A 20,547-nucleotide genomic window follows, 5' to 3' on the forward strand; every position below is an offset into this window, starting at 1 on the left:
ATCGTTTGAAGGATAAAAAAAGAATTGGGATTCAGCCCCAGGTTGAAACTTAATACGAGATCAAAGGGGTCAATTTTACTTTGCCATTTGTAAGGTAAAAGGGGTCAATTTTAGAATGCCGTTGACACTAACAGAGATTAAGCAGGATCAGCTGTAAATCCACGCTCACTGAGAGTGGCAATGACTTGATCCTGACTCACCGTTGTGTTGATTTCAATAATACGGTTTTGTAAATCAATATCGAGTGAGGCATTCGAGTCGAGCTCTTTAATTGCGGTAGTAATGCCGCGTGCACAACCACCACAAGTCATATTAGCGATGTGAAATTTCATATGTTGCTCCTTTTTAACAAAACATTTGTTTAAAACATTAGAACAGTAACTCTAAACTTTCACCATACAACCAGCCTTTTTCTGAATCAGTTACTCGCTGTAACTTGGTCTGTTTACAACCTTACAGTTTTCTTCAGAGTATTCCAAAGAAGAGTGTTCTAATGACTACAGTAAATAACACTAAATATAAAAAAAATGGAAGAATAATTTACTAAGTTATTGTTTTTAAGTTGATCCTTGTTTTATATGGGGGTGATAATAACTTCTGATTACTAGTTTTTACCTTAAATATACCGATTGAAAGATTCATTTAAAGGCTATGAATACATGAGTTTTACAGTTTGGCTAGGTCAGCATAAGTACTTTTCACAAGATTTAAGATCGACCATGAACGTGATTAAGTTATAGGGGATTGATGAAATAGTTTTTATGAATTTCTGGCTTTCTGGGCTGATTTTATCAAATTCATGTCTATGCAAAATTGCGACATATTTCTCGTGCTGGTAGTTATCCAGAGTTTGGTCTGCATCTATCCATAGTGCAGACCTTTTTTTGGTGACAGTTTTTTCTTAGTGATTTTCGATCTGGATGTAGTGATTTCACGTTTGCAGAATATATCTTGGCGGTGATCCATCTAATATTCGTGATTATAAAGAGAGCTAATTCACAGGTTCTACAGATTATGTAGCGACTAACTATATCAAAGTCTATTTGCAGTTGATGGTTGGCGCTTAGTTTATATTTACGCTTAGGTTTCAGTTAAAAAATCAATATTCTGTTGAATCCGTGATTGAATCATCTGTAGGGTAGATTCTCGAATTTGATGGGGATACAGGCGCTGCGCAATTTGACTAAATTGAAGTGCAATTTCACGCATGGTCAAGATGATCTCATCGACTTCTAGAGTAGTCAGATTAGCTTCTGAAGTACCGAGTTTATGTATGTCATTTCGGGAAATATTGAGCGCTTCTCCCATAATGTCCATTTGATGATAACCACCTGGACCCTCGCAGAAGGTCACATCATAGGCTGGAGCCAATTTCCATTGACCATTTTTCTCCATGAGAAATGAAAAGTTCTTAGTATGGTCATCCCGATTATTGAAAAGCACATTAAACACAGCACGTTTAAAAGCATGCAATCTTTCTCGTACATCTTGCGTACACATCAAGGTTGCCCGGAGAAAATTGCGATAGTCTAGGCTACCTGGAACTTTATAGTCTGCTCCTGTATATGCAGCCAAACTCTGCATTGGAATCCGCATACCATTTTGACGATCGAATCGTTTAGAAGCAAAAGCCGTTAAACCATTGGGCAAATTAAAGAAATGGGTATCTGGAGTCTCAATTGCACAAAGTCGCAAACATTCTGCATAGACGGCTTCAATGGCGCAGACTTCAGGATGCTCTTGCTGAGCAGGAAACTTAATCAGCCAGGCTTCATGTTGATCAGAATCTTGAGTCGAAAACTCTAAATTGACAGGATCTCGGTAAACCAACGCTTTTGGTCTGGCACCTTGAGGGGAGCCACCCATGACCAATAAATGCTGTAGAAATTCACCACCTTCACCTTTGAGTACTTCTTGAACTTCCTGGGCCAGTTGTTGTAAAGGGATATTTTCTGAGGTTTGCATGTCAGCAACACAAGGTTCAAAGGAGAGGGCACCCATTGCGTGACTACTAATATAGGTCAGACGCTCCAAAGGTCCAATTCGTGCTGAATTTAAGCCAATTTTTTTGAAATATCGATCCATCAACATCATGCCCCAACCATCTGGTAAAGCGTCATAGACTGGACCTGGGAGTCCCATTTGATGAGTAGGAAAACCTTGTCTGAATGGTAGACCTTTTAAAGGCAGCAAGTAAGAAGAGAGCTCAACACCTTGCTGTATTGCTTCTGGACTATATTCAAAAGCAATGGTGGGTCTACCTGTCGTGGCTGTTGAACTAATCAGCGTTCCCCATAACCATGATTCGCCCCAACCGTTGTAATAAACATTAAGTCTATTGAGCATTATCCCTTCCTCTTAATACGGTGGCGCTTACTTTGACTCTCATAGCGAAGAATGTCATTCACACTGTTAAGCTGAGGTTTAAATAGTTCCTGAAGTTCGTTTAATCGACCCAAGACCATTGCAATACGGACTAAATTTTCAACAGATACATTTCGTCCCGCTTCAAGATTCGAAACTGTATTCACGCCGACACCAGCGCGTGCTGCTACCTCAGCTTGAGACATCTCCAGAAAGAGTCGTTGCTTACGTAAACGCTCACCTAAAAGAGTCACAACTTCTTCTGGTTTAGTGAAATATAAATCCATTAAATTGGGTCTTAAGAATGAATAATTTAATTAAATCACAAAATAATGGAATTAATCTATAGCTATAGTGTGGCTAAGGAGGGCTTTGTTGCACAGCACATCAGAAGGGTAGGTATAGTCCTTGGGTATCGGTTACAGAAAATCATCAGGATGTACTTTGACTGATTGTTGATACGGAGATTTCAGTATTTTCATTTTTCCTAATAGGTCACATTACTTAGAAAGGGTTCTTCGAAAATTAGTTCATACTTTAAAAATCCTATAAATATTGAGGATATTTTCTTAATGCTTTCAATATAGCATGCGGCTATATGTAACTCGAACGGGCTTAATCTGCCTTTCAGTATAAATTTTTTGGGCGTGAGAGGGGAGAGGTGTGAGGGCAAGCAATTTATATCGTGGATACTTCTAAATTACTTATGTAATAGAAGGTGGTAAACATGGATTTAGAGGTAATAACACTAAATATAAAAAAATTGGAAGAATAATTTATTAAATTATTGTTTTTATGTGGTTATTGGTGATGTTATGAATAATAATAACTTTTTTCTTGATGAATTTTACCTAAAAAAATTGATCAGATAATTTTCTTTAAATGTCATGCATACATAAATTTGACAGTTTGAAGGGATCGGTATGTGCATTTTTCACAAGGTTAAAGATCGACCATAAATGTGATAAACGGCAGAGGATCATTGAAAAATGAATGGATTTAAACACTACATGTATGCACGAAAAAAAGTATCGCTGCGGTTCTGCTGACAGGCTGTATTGAGCATTGAATGCAAATGATGTAGTAATTGTCTACAGGCTATAGGACCAGCATGAAGAAGAATGAAATGTAGTTGCCAATTTATAACCTTGGTTGAAAAGCATAGCATTGTTATTCGGAGAAGTGAGGTAAGCCATCCTTCTCTTATTCATTTAAAATGATTCTTACTCAACTGATCTCGACTCATGGGCTGGTTCCAATTAGACGGATAATAACTTCCATCCCCTATCTTTTTCTTACCACATTTCTTGCATTTAATCCCTTCTTTGGAGATTTGATTCAGCATCACTGTTGTCGGTTGAATCAAATCAATGACATAGTTCGTTGGTTCAGGAAAAGCAGAAGAGGCTGCTTTATTGCAAAAGAGAACATTCGGATCAAATGGATTGGATTGCACAAAAGCCATGATACAGCCACAGAGTAATTCACCTGCATGTAATCTGTAACATCCATTCAGGTCATCAGACGAAGATTAATCTGAAATTTAAGCACTAAACACCATAAATCTATGTATGGGCAGACTTTTTTGAGACATATGTTGATAAACATGCGGCAAGTTACATTGCTTAAAAGTCTATCTAAGTTAACGATCTATTCAATTCTGGATAAGTAATCTGAATATTACGATCCTAAATTACCCGAAGAGTATTAAGATTTCTAAGAATCGTGATTGTTGGTTTATTTGGGAAATTAATCAGTGGATTGAAGCAAAGATGATGGCTCATTAAGGATTGTGGGCTTCGACTACTTAAATTTTAGGTATTTTGAATAAAGCATATTTCAAAAATCTTAATTAATGGATTTAAATTACCATAAAAACCTTCAATATTGGCTTGAATCCATTGTTGTTGAGAGTCAATGCGAGACCAATCAATACCATAACCACAATGAGCAATCAGATGCTCAAAGAAAATCCGTTGTGTACGTCCATTACCTTCACGGAATGGGTGTATGACATTAAGCTCACAATACAAGTCGGCAAGTTGAGGAATCAGTTGTTGTGGTGCTAAGCCTTGAAAGTATTTTTTTTCTTGAAGCGGTTTGAGTAGTTTATTGGTTTCAATTTCAATACGGGAAAAATTACAAAAACGGGTGTCACCTTTGGAAATATCGATTTGTCTTAACTTTCCTGCCCAGTCGTATAAGTCGCCAAAGAGCTGCGCATGAATTGATTTTAAGTATTGTAAGTCGTAAGGTGGTTCAGCATATTCAATTAAGTTACTTGCCAATCCAGACAGTTCTAGTTCAGCTTGTTCTAAAATTTGTTCATCACGAATATTGAGTTTGTTCTTTAGGATATTTGTGCCAGGGTAACAATACAGGCTGTCACCCATTTCCCCATATTTATCCATACATGCACCTGACTAAGATTCGGGTTGCGAATACTTCTTATATTTTTGCAAGATTTCAGCTTTACTTTGTTGAGTTGTTTGAGCTGTCGTTGTAATGCCTTCAAGCTTTAGGCTGGCTTGATAGTTTTGCGAACGTGTCGCTTGAATATATTTTCTTTTCTGTTCAGTGGTTCTGAGCATTTCGAAACTCCATTGATGCTACACGTGAAGTAAGTATAGCAGAGAATCTTTTTGATCAATGCTGCATACACAGCATTTCTAAAATGTAATACAACGGTATTGTTTCATGTAATAACAGAAAACTAAAAAAAAGTGGAAGAATTCTTAAAATTTAGACCGTCATAGATAAGCAAACCGTATGTATTTGTTGAGAATTGTAATTTTGAGAAAATTTAGTTGATAAATTAAATGAAGTTTCATATACAAAGATATGCTCATTTTTTAAATCGATAAAAATGTTAAGATTTGACTATTTGGTAAAAAATATAGAAATTTTTATGGGGCAATTTATCATGCCCTTTTGCTTTGACCGAAAAAATGTTCAACTTGAGATAGTAAAAATTAACTCAGAACTACTGAAAATCAAAAAGATTAAACAGAGTCAGAAAGTAGTAGTACAAGCAAAGTTCAAAATAATCTATGTGAAAATTTGGCAAAAAATCTTGCTATTGATGCAAACGGAGCCAGGCTTACGTGTGCATTCTAATTATGTTGCAATCTTACAGTTGATACATAATCTTGATGATTTTATCGAAAAATCACAACAACACTTGTGCTTTGAAAGAAAAGCTCAGAAAGAACTGGATGCTAAATTTTTTGCAAGATTTTTTAAGCTAACAAAGAATTCAATAAAGGATCAACTTTTACCAAATCGTTCTGATCACAATGAATTTAAACAATGCAACGTGATAAAAATATTAAGCGAAAATGAATATGCCAAACATTGAAACACAAGAGCAATTCTTAGATTTAGCAGAAAAATATCAACAAGATTATTGTCTATTACGTGATGATATTGTAAATACACAATTTGTCGATCTATCAGATGATTTGTATAAAGATGTCTACGCTCTATACAAATTAGCACAACAAATTTATAGCTATATATCAGGCTCCAGACAGATCGGTAAGTATTCTTTTTTAGCTGCTGTGAGTTTTTTTGCATGTCCAGATTCTAGTAATACACAAGAGCTGTCATCGCAACGTTATTTGATTCTACAAGCGAGTTTTTTAACATATCGGCAGTATCAAGAATTTGCAAAAATTGATAAAGCTGAGAATAAGCAAAAACATGTTTGTGACCTATTACGCTATGTCTCACGATATGTGCTGGATTCTAATCATGCTGAATTATTTCATGAATGTAGTAAGCTGCTAAATTGTTATGTCACGTACGAACGTAATTTGAAAAAAGAGGATCGTAATCAACTTTTTAATATTAAAGATTTCGAACAAGTACAAGTCATAGAGTATTTATCGGCTCTATTAATAATTTTTAAAAGACTAGATGATCGTCGTGTAGTTCATCGTCAGCGTAAGTCAAAAAAAAGCAAAGTTTTGCAATGGCCGACGAAAAATGAACTCAAAAAATTTCGTGAAATTAAAACGGGTAAGCAAGTAGATATTGGACATAACGCAAAGATTAGTATTTATGATGCCGCTCTTCACAAAGATGAAGAGGGTGAAGTTGATCTATTAGATCCTGAAATGGAGTTTTATTCAGAAGATGAAAAGTCTAAAAATTTAAATTATATACTCAGCGATAATGCGACGCATCTAATGCGGCATCGCCAGCGCCGTCATGCTCCTTTTGTTACAAATCCACATTATTTGGCGCCAGATATACTGAAGCAAATTGTTTATGTGTTGAGAACCGAGTTATCCGGGCACTGGAGGGATGCTGCAATCGCTGCAGCATGTTTATTGTCACTTTTGACGGGATTATCACCCGTCGCACTGATGGATTTTAACGAGCTTATTCAAGATGGAATTTTGATCCAGAATGGTTCAAGTAGACGTCGCGAATATTTACTCAAATTAAATCTTAAAATTACAGAGCAGAAGATTAAGAGCTTAAATCATGTGCGGTGGAATGAAGTGATGACACATCAACTACATTTACCTTCTGCTTGGTTTGACTATATAGAACAAGCATCGAATCCACTAATTTCATCAACACACATTAATACGAAACTTAAGAATTGGCTTGATAATCGGTTTGTAGGTTCGATCACTGTAGAAAAACTGCAGGCTCAATTATATTTTCATATATATTATGAAACATATAATGAATATCTTGCTCATGTAATTGCTGGGCGGGATAGTCAGCATCACATGCCTGGTATCTATTATGGCGGGCTACCGAAAACTCAACTCAGTAGCACATATCTAGCCTTTTTAGAAAAAGCACTTACACCACATTCCACACATTTTACTGAAGACACGGCTGAACTAAAAATATTGCAACAACAATTCAAAGTGCAATCTGCATTATCTATAGGAAGGATAGGGAGCCAACTGGCACTTGAACCCAATTTTGTGAAAGAGCAATTCCATATTTTACATAGACATTGTCACGAAAACATCCAAGAAGATAAGCACATTATTAATCAACTTAATGCATATGCGTGTTGGATGTGGCATATCAGTTTGTTGAGTTTGGCAAGTCGGCCTAAAAAAAACCTGTTGGGGAATTTGGATGATTATTGTGTTGAGCTCAAGCTTTTATATGTGAATGATAAAAAAAATAGTAAAGCAAGAAAAGATGGTCGTTTTATCCCTTTATCTGATTTTTTCATAAAAACACTGCAAAATTACACTGCCTTTTTAGAACAAATTATTGAAGCGTACGGTTCATTTTTTAGACAAGTCTTTGCAAAGAAGAAGATAACTGTAAATGATCTTTTTGGTAAGGTCATTTTTAGTAAAGATATCTTGCCGATAACTGTCAAAGAATGGCAGAGCAGGAAAATTAAGTTAATCCCTTTATCGAGAAAATGGGTGAATTCATATATGCAAGGAGTCTTTCCAAAGAATATGTATTCGAATTGGTTACGTCATTTTGACATGAACTTTTTGATGCATGAGCAGCAAGAGGGTAAACCAGCATTAGCTTTTCACTTAATTCAGGCCCTGTATGGTCATGACCAACGTGACCGAGAGGCTTTTCATCCGCATTCTTCACTTATCCCGAATGTCTATGTACAGCAAGCCCGCCAGCAATTGCAAGATAATGTCAAATCTTTATCGATTAAACACTTAGAGCGAAAATAGTTGTATGCAAAAAATCAAAGAACTAATAAAACCACAACTAGATGATCTATTTGTTGATATTCATAAAATGGTGAAAAAGTCGCTAGATAGACAGCCTTCTCCACCTGAAGTATTGACGAAAGAAATGCAGCAAAAACTTGATCAGCAGATCGCTGAAAAATGGCATGACATTAAAGATAGTGTTGATTGTTTGAGTCAAAAGTTGAGCCGAGACGAACAATCAAAACTGATGCAATTTACTGAAGATGAATTTAATAAAAGAAGGAAGCAATTCAACCAGAATGTAGATAAAAAATCATACAGAATTAAGCTAAATCCACATACTAAACGGATCGTACTGCCTAGAAAAATTGAGAGTACAGAGTCACGGTTAGAACAGGGGCATCTACATATCCATGTACTTAAGGAATTAAGGCAGTATTGGCAAGATTCATTTGAATATTGGAATGAACCAAAGTACTTATGGGGAAATTTATGCTTAAGTTTTATATATATTTCAGGCTGTGCAGATGAACAGCATTTGATTGCTATTCAGAAGCAATTGCAGGAGGCCATTGAGCTTGGTACAGATCTGAATTGTTTTCGGTTATACCATTCGGACTACAAAAAAATCACTAATCCATTGTTACTACATTATCGTGTTGAAAACTCTCAATATGGCAACGATGTAGAACAGGGAAAGTTGTACCAATGGAAACATGTTTTTTTTAACCCATATGCGCAGTTCATTTTGCAATATTTAAAAAAGTTGAAAGCTGCTCAGAAAGAATTTTGTCTGCAACATTCAGTTGAAGATTGTATTTTAGAAAGCTTGAGTAAGATAGGCAGGAAAAAAAGTCTTGGGGATCTGCAATATCAAATTAAACGCCGTGGATTTCGTGCATTTAATGATGTGCAAATGGTACTCGAATTTAATCCAAACCTCAGCATAGATATATTTTTGAGTAATGTGCTTCAGCAAGAGATTAATACTGTTGCTTTAAGGCCATCCGAATTTAGATTGCTGTGGAATAATGATTACAATCAAGTCACAGAACCAGATAATCGCCCTATTCATTTTGAACAAGAGCAGTTACTTCCTGAAGTTCCGACTGTTCAAAGCAAATTACAAACGATTCCGTATGAGTTGATGTTGTTTGGTCAAAAGAAACGTAAAGGTCAAAAAGTTGAGCGTTTAGATAAAAAGAGGAATAAAGAAGAACGCACGCTACGTTTTTGGCAAGAAACTAGAAGGGTGTTAGAGGAGAAGATAGTTGATGCTAATACGGAGGAAAAGTCTTTAATTGATGCTCAACTACGCTTAATTCACTGGTTAATGCATTTAAAAAAACGAGGGCTTCAATTATCAACTATTGAAAGCTACTTAGGATCGTTTGGCAAAGAATTTATATTTGAGATTTGGCTCAATAAATTAGATTTAAAGCAACAATCCATAGATGACTATGAGGATTTATATCGGCAGCTATTGAAATACAGCAGTGAACGTGATGAAAAAGCAGTTCAACGAGATTCGGTGAAAGGAAAAACCTCTCGTAAGATGCACCAAAGCGCAGAATACCGTTTTGGTCGCCTAAAAGATTTTCATCAATTCTGTATAGAGAATTATGATGCTCCAGGGGTATTGGTGTTACAGAATTCAAGTTTTAAGCATTTACAAATTTGCAATGCACGGCTAGTGAGTCCTTTGCTATTTGGCAAATTATTGGAAAAACTAGAAAATTTAAGTCAAGAGCCAACGGCATCAGAGTGGGTCGATCATCTGAGTTGTTTAAAGCTGATGTATTTACTAAGTTATAGAACTGGACTTCGATTAAATGAAGTTCGTTGTCTTAAAATACAAGATATTATTTGCCCAGAGCTACTTTATAAAGAAAAAGAAAATACAGTTTTTAATAATATCACGCTTCATATCCAAGACAATTCATATCGCCGTCTGAAAACGCGAAGTGCGAATCGTCAAATACCATTGAAAATTGCATTGTCAGAACATGAGTTTTTAGTAGTACAACGTTACATACAACATCGTTATGAGCAATATTTGGTTAATCAGCAGGATGATCTACTTTTTAGTGTGAATCATCGTGTATTAACTGATCAATGTATCAGCAAAATTACAGTAGATTTGTTTAGTCAAATATTAGGTATGCATCATGGCTTTAGTTTTCATACATTACGCCACAGTGCTGCTAACTATCTAGCAATAACTTTGCTCGGTTCAAAAGAAATGATCAAGACCTACACAGATTGTCCTTGGGTAAAAGCAAAAAAGATGAGGGATTTATTGTTTGGTATGAAAGCACGTGCTCAAGAAGAGATTATTCAACATAAATGGCAGGTGCTCGCCTCTTGGATGGGGCATAGCAGTATTGAGCAAACGGCTTCAAATTACCTTCATGTTTTGGATTTATTAGCAGTCGATCGAATTTATAATTCGCCGTGTATCATTTCAAAAAAAGTATTAGAACAGTGTTTTAGTCCAGTGAAGTCAAGTACAGACTACATAAACCTAAATCGTTATACTCAGCAGCAGAAATGGTTTAATTCTTATCAGCAAACACAGCCAGTTACGATGGCTGGCCGACAAGAAAAGAAGTTTAGTATAGAGAAGAGTACTCTGACACCTTTTCAACGTTTGATAAGTTTTAGAGAAGGTCGATTAAGCGAAGATACCCAAGCTCAAGAATGGATGCAACGATGTCAATGGATGAGCACTAAATGGATGGATCGCCAAAAATTTAATTTAAAAACGAATTATGTTTATAGTAAGAATTTAGAAGAGAGTTGGTTTGATGAACTTTACGAAAAGGCTAAAAAACTGACTCGTCCAGATGAAATAATTCCTCTCCTTGATTTTCATTATAAAGATGATAGGCAGCAAGATGCACTGAAAGAAAAGAACATGGTTAAGGCGCTTAAAATATTATTATTATTTGGAAAACTGCGTAAGAATTTTCTACATTTTCAATGCCGAATGAAAGGTGATGAGCAACAAATTGTTAATTTTATTACTGGTATAGAGCCAATGTTAGGAGATCATCTGTATTTAGAAAAACAAAACTACCCAGTTAATTTGGATGCTCCTGAGCGAACCGTTAAATTTAGTTTTCAAAGAGTTGTCGGCTCTAACAAAAAAAATGTTACTCCGCTGGTTATATTTAATTTAATGTTAAAAATGATGCAAAAAGATGAACTCTGGATCAAATAGCCTAAGCATGTTAAAGGGGAATTGTTTAGAAATTTCCCTGTTTATAAGTAAACTGCCTTTATGAAAAGCACCATGCTGACTTGGATTAATAAGCGGAATGTAGTATCACAGTTTGATCGCTGGATTTACGAAAATGGTGTGAAGATTAGCGGTATGGTAAATCGATGAGCTAAAGTGTTGTAGTCCAAACTCGATCTGACAATTACCCATTTTTTAGTGTGCCCGTCAGGTTAAATTTGAACTGAATTTTTCTCAGCCCAAATTCATTTCCAATCAAGTTATGTTTCAAGTGGCGTGCGAACACTGCACAATTTAATTCACGGTGCCTAAGACAGGTATCAACTTCGGACCAGCCATTCTAGCTTTGCTAATGATTTCCACCAGCTCATCATAAGTCAGTTCAAACTTATCCTCACTATCAAATACATAGACCATATTCTTGCCTTCATGTTCAGGTGGAGTAGGTGGTACAAATCGTTTCGGGATAAGAATTTGTGCGAGTTGTTCGTCAGTTAATTTAAATAAGTGCATGTTTTTATCCTACTGTTCCTTAAAATGTATTCAAACATACTCAAGGACTAATTCGCACTCTGTTAATGTCTTGTTGCCAAGCGTGTAACTAGAGCCTGAGTCGGTCAGTTCCGACTTGTAGCGGTCAGTCCGTTCTTGCAATATACGCTTTACAGTTTTGTAAGGCGTATAACGACTTATCTCATTGTCGTTTAATCTTGCAAGCACGTTTCTCGCAGCATTCCAATCAGCTTGCACAACTTCCCCATTGAAACGGTGAAAACGATCTCCCTTACGTGTACCTATTAAAAGGCCATGCAAGAAAGAATCACTTTGCGAAGTATATGCAGAATTGACTAGATGCACCGTAGAACCTCTACGGTGAGATATAGAAGTTAGGGCATTAGCTAACAAACCTTTAGCCCATGTATTTAAGCGTCTATTGGTGTTTTTGCCATAGTTGCGTTTACTTTGAATTGGGGATGTTAAATCTTCCGCAACAATCACTTTGGCTTTATCAACCAACTTGTGAGTTGCTGTAAATATTAATGTTTTGAGCTTTGCTTTTTGAGTATCTTGTCGCTTATCTAGTTTTTTTCGACCTAGATTATTTAACTCAATTTTCTGTTTCTTGTGTGGTTTAGCTTTAGCAATCGCTCTGAGCTTGTTTCTGTGCTTGTACTTTTGATTTAAATAATCTGATTCACTTGAGATCAGCTTGCCTAGACCACTCCCATATACATCGCCATCAGAGTCCACAAAAGCTTCTGAGTACCCTTTATCAACACCTACGGTTTCCTGACCACAATCCTGTGTTTCAACTGCATCATAAGTTGAGTGAACTTCAACATTACCGTTTTTTAGAATGATTCTAAGTGTGCCTTGTGGCGCAAAATCAACAGTGGTGTTTAGTGGAATTTTAATGGTTTGTCGAGGGACTAGACTCGGCACTTTAAGCCAACATTGACCATTTAACTCAAAAGTTTTACACATATCCGCACGAACAATAATTTGATTATGTGTGTGATTAACACCATGCTTAAAGTGATTACGCATTTGACGATGGAGGAAATTATCAGTCATCCATTCATCTTTTTTAAGCAAGGTGTATAGTCTTTTTTGTTCATTATTACAGGAGGTGCGTTTTCGGATCGCCTGCTTTACTTTGTCTTTTGATGCTTCTCGATAGGCTTTAATATCACCTATGCAATCACGTAGCGTTTCTTTCCACGCATTTGCAGAAACACCAAAGTCACGACTTTCTTTCATCCACGCATCACGAATAGCTCTGTCACTGATATTCAAACCTGAAATAGCACCATATTTAGCCCACACCTCGCTACGAATACGACCAAGTAAAACAGCTTGTTTCTCAAGCTGTTTGTACTTTTGCACATTCAAGTTTTTACAATGGTGGATGCGTGTTAATTTCACAAAGTCATGCCTAGGTTAAGGGATTGGATAATCAATAGATATGGATGCTAATATACCAAGACACTCACCTAAAATACAAAAGATAATCATTTAAATCTCTAATAAATACCCACCTTGCCACTACTGAATCGACATAGACAAAATGAGAACTTATGCAAATATTTGTCTATATTTTTAGTTATAGTTAATTACTCTCGTAAAACAGCTGACGAAGTCCGAGATAGAATCATTGCGTCAAAACAAACGTGATGCTTATGCACTTATGATGAAAATGAATTAATTATTATTTAATTAAGTTAAAAGACTGCTATATAGCGGTCTTTTTTGTTTTTGAGCTCTACAAATTTTAATGAGTACATATAGTTACTTTTATAAAAATGATAATAAAGGGTAGAGGAGGTCATCTAAGAATTTAAAGCACAAGACTTATTTAACATTGATGACAGAAAAAGTGAGTTGTTGGGAACTTAAAGAAGAGGTGGTACTTATAATGGTTACTAAAATACAAATACTTAAAATATTAAATATATAAAACAATATATTACAAATATATATGATGCGTAGTGTACGCATCATACATAAAGCGTTCTATTTTGATATAATTGATCCAATCAACCCATTGTTAGGTTTCATTTAAATTCCATGAGTCTTACTGAAATTAAAGTTCGCCAAGCTCATTGTAAGGAAAAAACCAGTTTTTTATCCGATGAAGATGGGCTTAGCCTGAAGATTGAGCCGAGTGGAAGAAAATCTTGGTGCTATCGCTATACAGATCCACAAACTAAAAAACGTCGACGCATTCAGTTAGGTCGTTATCCTGATTTATCGCTGAAAAAGGCACGACAAGTCAGAGATGACTTTAAAGACAATGATTTCTGTTTTGAACAAGATACTGCCTCTAATGTCATCACCTTTGGTAAGGTCGGGGAGGAGTGGTTACAGTTCAAACTGAAAAATGCCTTCAACGATCTACCCCGCTGTGGTGTACTACAGTTAGCAGAAAGATGCTTACAGCAAGATATTTATCCAGACCTTCAGGATCTACCTTTTCAAAACATCAAGCGTTATGACCTGGTTTCAGTAATCAAAAAAATAGAGGGACGCCAAGTAAAAGAACCTGTCAAGAAAGCTTGTAGTTATTTGAACCAAATTTATGACTACGCTGTAGCGATGGGTTATTGTGAATTCAACATCGCGCATGGTTTAAATAAAATCGCCATTAACAGTAAAATCAAGAAAAATTATCCGTATTTGAAAGCGGAGGATATATCTGATTTTAAGTATAAATTACAAAAATTGGATGCCCATCCGATTATTAAAAAAGCACTGCTGTTCAAATTACATACTGGCGTGCGAGGGGCTGAATTGTTATTGGCTGAGCCTCATCATTTTGATTTAAATGAAAAAGTCTGGAAAATACCTGCCTTGCATATTAAACAGTTTCGACGAAAAGTCATATTAGGCCATGAGATTCCCGACTTCTTAGTTCCACTTTCAGATCAGGCTTTAGATATTTTAAAAGACGTCATGCAATGGTCATACGGTGAAAAGTACATTTTTGCTAGCCCACGGAAACATAATCAACCGATTCATTTTAATACATTAAATATGGCTATACGTAAGATGGGCTATGGAAAACATCAATTATCCTCTCATGGACTACGTTCCACTTTTAGTACCATTTTGAATGACTCAGGTTTGTTCCAGGATAACTGGATTGAGGCACAACTTTCACATATTGATAAGAACCGTACCCGTGCCAGCTATAATCACGCTGACTATTTAGCCCAGCGGACTGAAATGATGCAGTGGTGGGGTGATTATTTAAGTACTGCTAAGTGAAAATCGTACTTTTATACATAGACTTAAAACATTATGGGGTTTCAAATGGATAGTAAACAATATACTTGCCGTGTTACATGGTCAGCAGAATATAATGAGTATGTTGGGTTGTTCGAACCACAAGCACTAGCCATTTGTTGTAATTCAGCTTTAAGCGCCCTTAATTCTTTCATGCGTTTATTCACTAGTGCAAGTTGCTGATCAATTAATGCATTAACGCTAGAGCAGCTTTCTTCTGGCTTATTTTTTAATTCGATAAGACGTTTAATATCATTGAGTGATATATCTAGGCTGCGACAATGCTTTACGAATTCCAATTGTTTAAGTGCTTTGCTATCATACAGCCTGAAATTACCTTCTGAACGATTTGGATTTAACAGTAATCCTTCTCTTTCATAATATCTAATCGTTTGTATTGAACAGCCCGATTTTTTTGACAATTCGCCTATTTTCATCAATTTCCCCCAGACATTTGACTCTATAGTTACTATAGAGTCTATAGTATAAGTATGCAACGAAAAGGATATATAAAAAATGACTGAGAAATATTTAAACAATACGAATATCGTTAATTTTGAACACAAAGATATCCAATCCTTGATCGATCAACGTAGGTGGAAAAACTTGGATAACTTCAACAAAATTGGTGCCGCTTATCAGTTTGTAAAAGATGAGATTTTCTTTGGTTATAATGAAAGCGATGATATTGCAGCAAGCGATGTGCTAGCAGATGGTTATGGACAATGTAATACTAAGGGTAATCTGTTAATGGCACTATTGCGTGGACTAGGCATTCAATGCCGATTTCATGGGTTTACCATAGACCAGCAACTACAAAAAGGTGCTATCCCAAGCTATGTATTTTGGTTAGCACCTAAATACATCATTCATAGTTGGGTAGAAGTTTACTTTGAAGGGCGTTGGATAAACTTAGAGGGCTTTATATTGGATGAGCAATACTTAAGCTCTCTACAGGAGAAATTTGACCAAGTAAAAGATGATTTTTGTGGTTATGGTGTTGCAACAAAGTGCTTTTCATCACCAGATACAGATTGGCGTGGAGAAAATACCTATATTCAAAAAGAAGGTATTCATGATGACTTTGGGCTTTATGATTCCCCTGATGAGTTCTATCTCGAAAAAGGGACTAACTTGTCGGGGTTCAAACGCTGGATATATCAACGCTTGATACGTCACTTGATTAATATGAATGTATCAAAACTAAGAAATAGAAAAGTACTAGAGGTACAAAATGCACAACCATAATCATAGTCATCAACATGGTAAAGATGACCGTATTGGTTGGGCATTTTTCCTTAATGTGACATTCACTATTATCGAATTTATAGGTGGTTGGCTCACTAACAGTACGGCGATAATGGCAGATGCAGTTCACGATCTTGGTGATAGTCTTTCAATAGGTTTTGCGTGGATTTTAAGTCGTTTTTCAGATAAAGAAGCATCAGATAAGTTTAGTTATGGTTATCGTAGACTTACTCTCTTTGGCGCATTGATAAACAGTATTGTTTTAATCATTGGCTCAATTTGGATTTTATTTGAAGCAATTCCAAAGCTGTCCAATCCTGAAATGCCTGTAGTCGAGGGGATGTTAGGGCTAGCGATACTCGGCGTTGCCGTTAACGGATATGCTGTATTAAAATTAAAAGCGGGTGAAACATTAAATGAGAAAGTGCTGACATGGCACCTTCTTGAAGATGTACTTGGATGGGTTGCCGTTCTTATAGTCTCTATCGTACTGTTGTTCGCTGAACTGCCGATATTAGATCCCCTTTTATCAATAGGGTTCACGCTGTTCATCTTGTTTAATGTTTTCAAAAACCTGAAATCAACACTCGTTTTATTTCTTCAAGCTGCACCCGATAAAGAGACTCAAAAGCGTATTAAACTATCACTAATGGAATTTCCTGAAGTTAATGGTATCCACCACATGCACTTTTGGTCACTAGATGGTGAAAGTCACGTTTTAACAGCGCACCTTGAGCTGAGTGACAACTTTGACGTTAAAGAATTAATTAGGCTTAAACAAGAAGTTGCAGCTAAATTATCTTCCTATCATTTATCGCATACAACGATAGAGTTTGAGTTTTTAAATGAAAATTGTCGGGATGAAGCGCAGTAAGCTTTATCAATAAAATGTTGGGCATACAATATTAAAAGCAGCTTAATTAGGCATAACCTAGTAATTAAGCTGCTTTTTTTGATTTTAAATTTCGTCGGATTGCTGTTTGCTACTCTCAGAGCCATGCGCCCATTGATATAAAATAGGCAATACAAACAAAGTTAAAATTGTAGAAGATACAATACCGCCGATAACAACTGTTGCTAGTGGTCGTTGTACTTCTGCACCAATTCCAGTGTTTAACGCCATTGGAATAAAACCTAAACTTGCGACCAGTGCCGTCATTAAAATAGGTCTTAAACGAATGATGTGCTGAGTTTCCATCATTGTCTTGGCTTGATGCGGATCAGTCTAAAGCATTCTCAGGAATAGAGGAGCTCGTTGCTGATGTTGTCGCTGATATGATTAGCAATAATGAAAAAGTTCCTACACCACTCTCCGGGAAAATATAGTAGGCAGTTTGTTGTCCTTGTTCTCAGTGGTTCAACAAAAACTAGCCCTCGAAGCCGCAGAACGTGGCGTGGACATAAATTGTTTAGTATCAGTAAAAAGAGCGATGTAATTTTAGTACGAGTGAGTGATAGAGCAGGAACCTATGCTTCATATATTCAGTAAATGGTATGTTTTTGAATTAATAGGTATTTTTAAATAAAGCTTTCTTTGATTTAGTGCTTTTTATTTAATAAATTAATTTTAAAAACAACTTAGGCTAATTGATAAACACTATCTGGAAAGATTAAAAGAAAATATTTTTTAATTTCTGCTAATTCATTTAAGGCAGGTTCCCTTTCAAGCAGTTGAAATGTCCAAATAAGTACAGCCTGATGATTATCATAGCAAGTATTTACTCCAAGAAAATTAGCCATTCCATAACTTCTATTGATGTTCATTTCTTTAATTAATTGATTTCCTAAGTCACGAGCTTGCTGGCTGATCAATAACTCATTTGGTAACACGGCGGTCATCTCCACAAAATAATCTAATGCAGGTTCAATCCTTATATTTAAAAAGTTATAATTTAGTTGAAATGGATAAAATATACTTTCTATAAGTTGTAATAACCTGCTGTAGGTTAATTTTAGCAAAGTATTACTCAGTCAACAACTTCAAATAACCCACAGCAAGTTATTTTTTGTAAATTAATTTAAATATGATTACTTGTAAGTTATCTAGCCTCATGGGCGATAGAAAAATTTTAAAATTAAGTGAAGTGGTGCATGCAACAGGTATCAATCGCAACACGCTCACAAGTATGTATTATGACCGTGCTGTACGTATTGAATTACCAGTCGCCGATAAGTTGTGTAAGTACTTTAACTGTACGATGAATGATTTGTTTGAGTTTAAGGAAGAAGTTGAAGAAAAAGATTAACTTAATACTTCGTTTGATAAGTTTTTCGAAGAAAAAGACTAGCCAAGGTAATACCCCCATTTTTAATTGAATTAATGGGTAGAAAATCTAAAGCCTTGTTATTGTTTAAAAATAGGTGGACAACCATTTACTGACATATGAGGTCGTTCATGATTATAAAAGTACTGCCAGTCAGTTGTATAGTCCTGCACCTCGCTCAGATCTCGAAATAAATATTGATTTAGACACTCATAACGTACTGTACGATTAAATCGCTCAACATATGCATTTTGCTGTGGATTGCCTGGTTGAGTAAATACATGCTCAATACCATGCTGATCACACCACTTTTCCATCAGCTCACTTATATACTCTGGGCCGTTGTCGGTTCTAATGCGTTTAGGTTTGCCTCGCCATTCAATGAGCTGATCAAGTCCTCTCAGTACACGTTCTGCTGGCAATGAAAAGTCAATCAATATATCCAATGACTCGCGATTATAGTCATCAATCACGTTGTGAACTCGATAACTACGTCCATCACTGAGTTGATCATGCATAAAGTCCATTGACCATGATTCATTCTTAGCTGTCGGTACTGCAAGGGTTTCTGGCTGTTCTCGTTTAATCCGCTTATTAGGCTTGATTCTTAAATTAAGCTCAAGCTCCTTATAAATGCGATAGACACGTTTGTGGTTCCATTTGTATTTTTTAACATTACGCAAATACAGGAAACAAAGCTTGAAGCCCCATGTTTTATGATCATTGGTTAATTGAATCAACCATTCGGCAATCTGTTGATTCTCTTCATCTAAACGAGCTTTATAGCGATAACACGTTTGACTGACTTTAAAAATTAAGCAGGCCATGCTGATTGAAATCTTAAATTGCTCAGTAGCTTGCTGAGCAAGTGACTTTCGCTGAACAGGCCTTAAAACTTTTTTAAAAGTGCATCTTGCAAGATGTCTGACTTTAGCCGCTCATCAGCATACATGCGTTTTAAACGGGCATTTTCAGCCTCAAGTTCTTTAAGCCGCGTCATCATTGAAAGATCCATGCCGCCATATTTGGACTTCCACTTGTAGAATGTAGCAGAGCTCATACCATGTTCGCGGCACAAGTTCGGTATGGGTGTTCCTGCTTCAGCTTGCTTCAAGATACTCATGATCAAGCTGTCTGAATACTTAGATGTTTTCATAGAAAATCTCCTTAAATCAAGGTTATTCGATTTTCTACTTTTAAACTCAATTATTTTTAGGGAGGATTACCCCAATACTTAGTTTGATAAGTTTTTCTCTGCAGATCTAATATTGAATTTTATAAAATATCATTACAAACAGAGGTGGTTCCACTTGTTTGAACAACTAAAAGCGTATTTATAAGTGATATTCCGCTCTAGTTAAGCCACCTTGTTTTGTTGGGGTAGCTGATCATAGTAAAACTCATTTGGTGTCATTTTGTCTAGACTCGAATGAGGTCGTTTCAGATTATAAAACTCAAAATATGCACTCAATTGCTTTTTCGCATCTGTGACACTGCTATAAGCTTTGAGATACACCTCTTCATATTTAACGCTCCGCCATAATCGTTCAACCATCACATTATCTACCCATCGACCTTTACCATCCATACTGATTTGAATGCCATTTGATTTCAATACATCAATAAATGCATCACTGGTGAACTGACTGCCTTGGTCTGTATTCAATATTTCAGGTGATCCATATTTTTCAATCGCTTCATTTAAAGCCGAAATACAAAAATCCACCTCCATACTAATCGATACCCTATGCGCAAGTACCTTGCGGCTATGCCAATCAATCACAGCACATAAATAAACAAAGCCTTTTGCCATAGGGATATACGTTATATCAGTAGACCACACTTGATTACTGCGCTGAATAGCCAATCCTTTGAGCAGATATGGATATTTACGGTGAGCTTGATTAGCCTGGCTTAAATTTGGTTTGCAATATAACGCCTGAATACCCATTTTCTTCATTAAAGTACGTGTATGACG

The 20,547-nt window shown here is 36.1% G+C and carries 19 protein-coding genes and 3 pseudogenes; 9 read left to right on the top strand and 13 right to left on the bottom strand.

Translation table 11 applies throughout. The annotated features are described in order from the left end of the window. Window positions 1–137 precede the first annotated feature (137 nt). The 6 genes from FTU05_RS14955 to FTU05_RS14980 all read right to left on the bottom strand — a co-directional run bounded on the left by FTU05_RS14955 (window position 138) and on the right by FTU05_RS14980 (window position 4,955). Entirely contained in the window at window positions 138–332 is a 195-nt protein-coding gene (locus tag FTU05_RS14955) for a heavy-metal-associated domain-containing protein (RefSeq protein WP_179990953.1), read from the bottom strand. 748 nt (window positions 333–1,080) lie between these two features. After that, window positions 1,081–2,346, bottom strand: a complete 1,266-nt coding sequence (locus FTU05_RS14960) for a type II toxin-antitoxin system HipA family toxin (RefSeq protein ID WP_000934717.1) — start codon at window positions 2,344–2,346, stop codon at window positions 1,081–1,083. Beyond that, window positions 2,346–2,651, bottom strand: coding sequence for a helix-turn-helix domain-containing protein (locus FTU05_RS14965; protein WP_000366814.1), 306 nt, complete (start codon window positions 2,649–2,651; stop codon window positions 2,346–2,348). The genes FTU05_RS14960 and FTU05_RS14965 overlap by 1 nt, the downstream gene beginning before the upstream one ends. 920 nt (window positions 2,652–3,571) lie before the next feature. Further along, window positions 3,572–3,829 (bottom strand): hypothetical protein, encoded by a 258-nt coding sequence (locus FTU05_RS14970; RefSeq protein ID WP_004726728.1) that lies wholly within the window; start codon window positions 3,827–3,829, stop codon window positions 3,572–3,574. A 349-nt stretch (window positions 3,830–4,178) separates the two neighbouring features. Beyond that, complete coding sequence (locus FTU05_RS14975; RefSeq protein ID WP_179990952.1) at window positions 4,179–4,775, bottom strand: putative adenosine monophosphate-protein transferase Fic; 597 nt, start codon at window positions 4,773–4,775, stop codon at window positions 4,179–4,181. Window positions 4,776–4,787: 12 nt separating this feature from the next. Beyond that, a complete protein-coding gene (locus FTU05_RS14980) occupies window positions 4,788–4,955 on the bottom strand; it encodes a YhfG family protein (protein ID WP_000946583.1) in 168 nt (55 codons plus the stop codon). Between the two features lie 317 nt (window positions 4,956–5,272). On the opposite strand from FTU05_RS14980, the gene FTU05_RS14985 reads away from it, so the two are divergent. Genes FTU05_RS14985 through FTU05_RS18125 form a run of 4 tightly spaced genes read left to right on the top strand, consistent with a single transcriptional unit; the run spans window position 5,273 to window position 11,421 of the window. Continuing rightward, window positions 5,273–5,722 (top strand): hypothetical protein, encoded by a 450-nt coding sequence (locus FTU05_RS14985; protein WP_002046161.1) that lies wholly within the window; start codon window positions 5,273–5,275, stop codon window positions 5,720–5,722. After that, window positions 5,709–8,048, top strand: a complete 2,340-nt coding sequence (locus FTU05_RS14990; RefSeq protein WP_127800787.1) for a hypothetical protein — start codon at window positions 5,709–5,711, stop codon at window positions 8,046–8,048. Before FTU05_RS14985 ends, FTU05_RS14990 begins: the two co-directional genes overlap by 14 nt. Window positions 8,049–8,052: 4 nt before the next feature. Further along, entirely contained in the window at window positions 8,053–11,253 is a 3,201-nt protein-coding gene (locus FTU05_RS14995; protein ID WP_127800785.1) for a site-specific integrase, read from the top strand. Window positions 11,254–11,313: 60 nt separating this feature from the next. After that, window positions 11,314–11,421: a hypothetical protein gene (locus FTU05_RS18125; RefSeq protein WP_372551473.1), complete on the top strand. Its 108-nt coding sequence runs from the start codon at window positions 11,314–11,316 to the stop codon at window positions 11,419–11,421. Window positions 11,422–11,565: 144 nt separating this feature from the next. Here the strand turns inward: FTU05_RS18125 and FTU05_RS15000 are convergent, their stop codons facing one another. Beyond that, window positions 11,566–11,784 (bottom strand): hypothetical protein, encoded by a 219-nt coding sequence (locus tag FTU05_RS15000; RefSeq protein ID WP_000550047.1) that lies wholly within the window; start codon window positions 11,782–11,784, stop codon window positions 11,566–11,568. Window positions 11,785–11,814: 30 nt separating this feature from the next. After that, a complete protein-coding gene (locus FTU05_RS15005) occupies window positions 11,815–13,197 on the bottom strand; it encodes an IS200/IS605 family accessory protein TnpB-related protein (RefSeq protein WP_180005528.1) in 1,383 nt (460 codons plus the stop codon). Window positions 13,198–13,839: 642 nt separating this feature from the next. On the opposite strand from FTU05_RS15005, the gene FTU05_RS15010 reads away from it, so the two are divergent. After that, window positions 13,840–15,039 (top strand): integrase arm-type DNA-binding domain-containing protein, encoded by a 1,200-nt coding sequence (locus FTU05_RS15010; protein WP_005245164.1) that lies wholly within the window; start codon window positions 13,840–13,842, stop codon window positions 15,037–15,039. 41 nt (window positions 15,040–15,080) lie between these two features. Here the strand turns inward: FTU05_RS15010 and FTU05_RS15015 are convergent, their stop codons facing one another. Next, window positions 15,081–15,494 (bottom strand): Cd(II)/Pb(II)-responsive transcriptional regulator, encoded by a 414-nt coding sequence (locus FTU05_RS15015; protein ID WP_005245163.1) that lies wholly within the window; start codon window positions 15,492–15,494, stop codon window positions 15,081–15,083. A gap of 79 nt (window positions 15,495–15,573) precedes the next feature. Between FTU05_RS15015 and FTU05_RS15020 the strand changes: the two genes are divergently transcribed. Continuing rightward, a complete protein-coding gene (locus tag FTU05_RS15020; protein WP_005245162.1) occupies window positions 15,574–16,305 on the top strand; it encodes a transglutaminase family protein in 732 nt (243 codons plus the stop codon). Beyond that, the gene (locus tag FTU05_RS15025) at window positions 16,292–17,179 is read left to right on the top strand and encodes a cation diffusion facilitator family transporter (protein WP_127800877.1); all 888 of its coding nucleotides are present in this window, start codon (window positions 16,292–16,294) and stop codon (window positions 17,177–17,179) included. Before FTU05_RS15020 ends, FTU05_RS15025 begins: the two co-directional genes overlap by 14 nt. Before the next feature lie 84 nt (window positions 17,180–17,263). Here the strand turns inward: FTU05_RS15025 and FTU05_RS15030 are convergent. Next, window positions 17,264–17,488, bottom strand: a pseudogene (locus FTU05_RS15030) (efflux RND transporter permease subunit); the annotation flags it as partial. Between FTU05_RS15030 and FTU05_RS15035 the strand changes: the two are divergent. Then, window positions 17,488–17,631, top strand: a pseudogene (locus tag FTU05_RS15035) (antitoxin HicB); the annotation flags it as partial. The pseudogenes FTU05_RS15030 and FTU05_RS15035 overlap by 1 nt on opposite strands. A gap of 252 nt (window positions 17,632–17,883) precedes the next feature. Here the strand turns inward: FTU05_RS15035 and FTU05_RS15040 are convergent. Beyond that, the gene (locus tag FTU05_RS15040) at window positions 17,884–18,135 is read right to left on the bottom strand and encodes a hypothetical protein (RefSeq protein ID WP_004658363.1); all 252 of its coding nucleotides are present in this window, start codon (window positions 18,133–18,135) and stop codon (window positions 17,884–17,886) included. A 194-nt stretch (window positions 18,136–18,329) separates the two neighbouring features. Here FTU05_RS15040 and FTU05_RS15045 point away from each other — a divergent pair, with 194 nt between their 5' ends. Further along, entirely contained in the window at window positions 18,330–18,551 is a 222-nt protein-coding gene (locus FTU05_RS15045; protein WP_004658364.1) for a helix-turn-helix transcriptional regulator, read from the top strand. A 98-nt stretch (window positions 18,552–18,649) separates the two neighbouring features. On the opposite strand, the gene FTU05_RS15050 is transcribed toward FTU05_RS15045, so the two are convergent. Together FTU05_RS15050 and FTU05_RS15055 are read right to left on the bottom strand one after the other, a co-directional pair. Then, window positions 18,650–19,725 (bottom strand): IS3-like element ISAba20 family transposase gene (locus FTU05_RS15050; protein ID WP_087514472.1). Its coding sequence is split into 2 segments (ribosomal slippage): window positions 18,650–19,473 and window positions 19,473–19,725, totalling 1,077 coding nucleotides; the frame shifts between segments, so codons are not numbered across the junction. 201 nt (window positions 19,726–19,926) lie between these two features. Continuing rightward, window positions 19,927–20,547: pseudogene (locus tag FTU05_RS15055) on the bottom strand (IS3-like element ISAba14 family transposase); the annotation flags it as partial.

The sequence above is a fragment of the Acinetobacter sp. YH12049 genome, from assembly GCF_013419875.1.
In the GTDB taxonomy this organism is placed as follows: domain Bacteria; phylum Pseudomonadota; class Gammaproteobacteria; order Pseudomonadales; family Moraxellaceae; genus Acinetobacter; species Acinetobacter amyesii.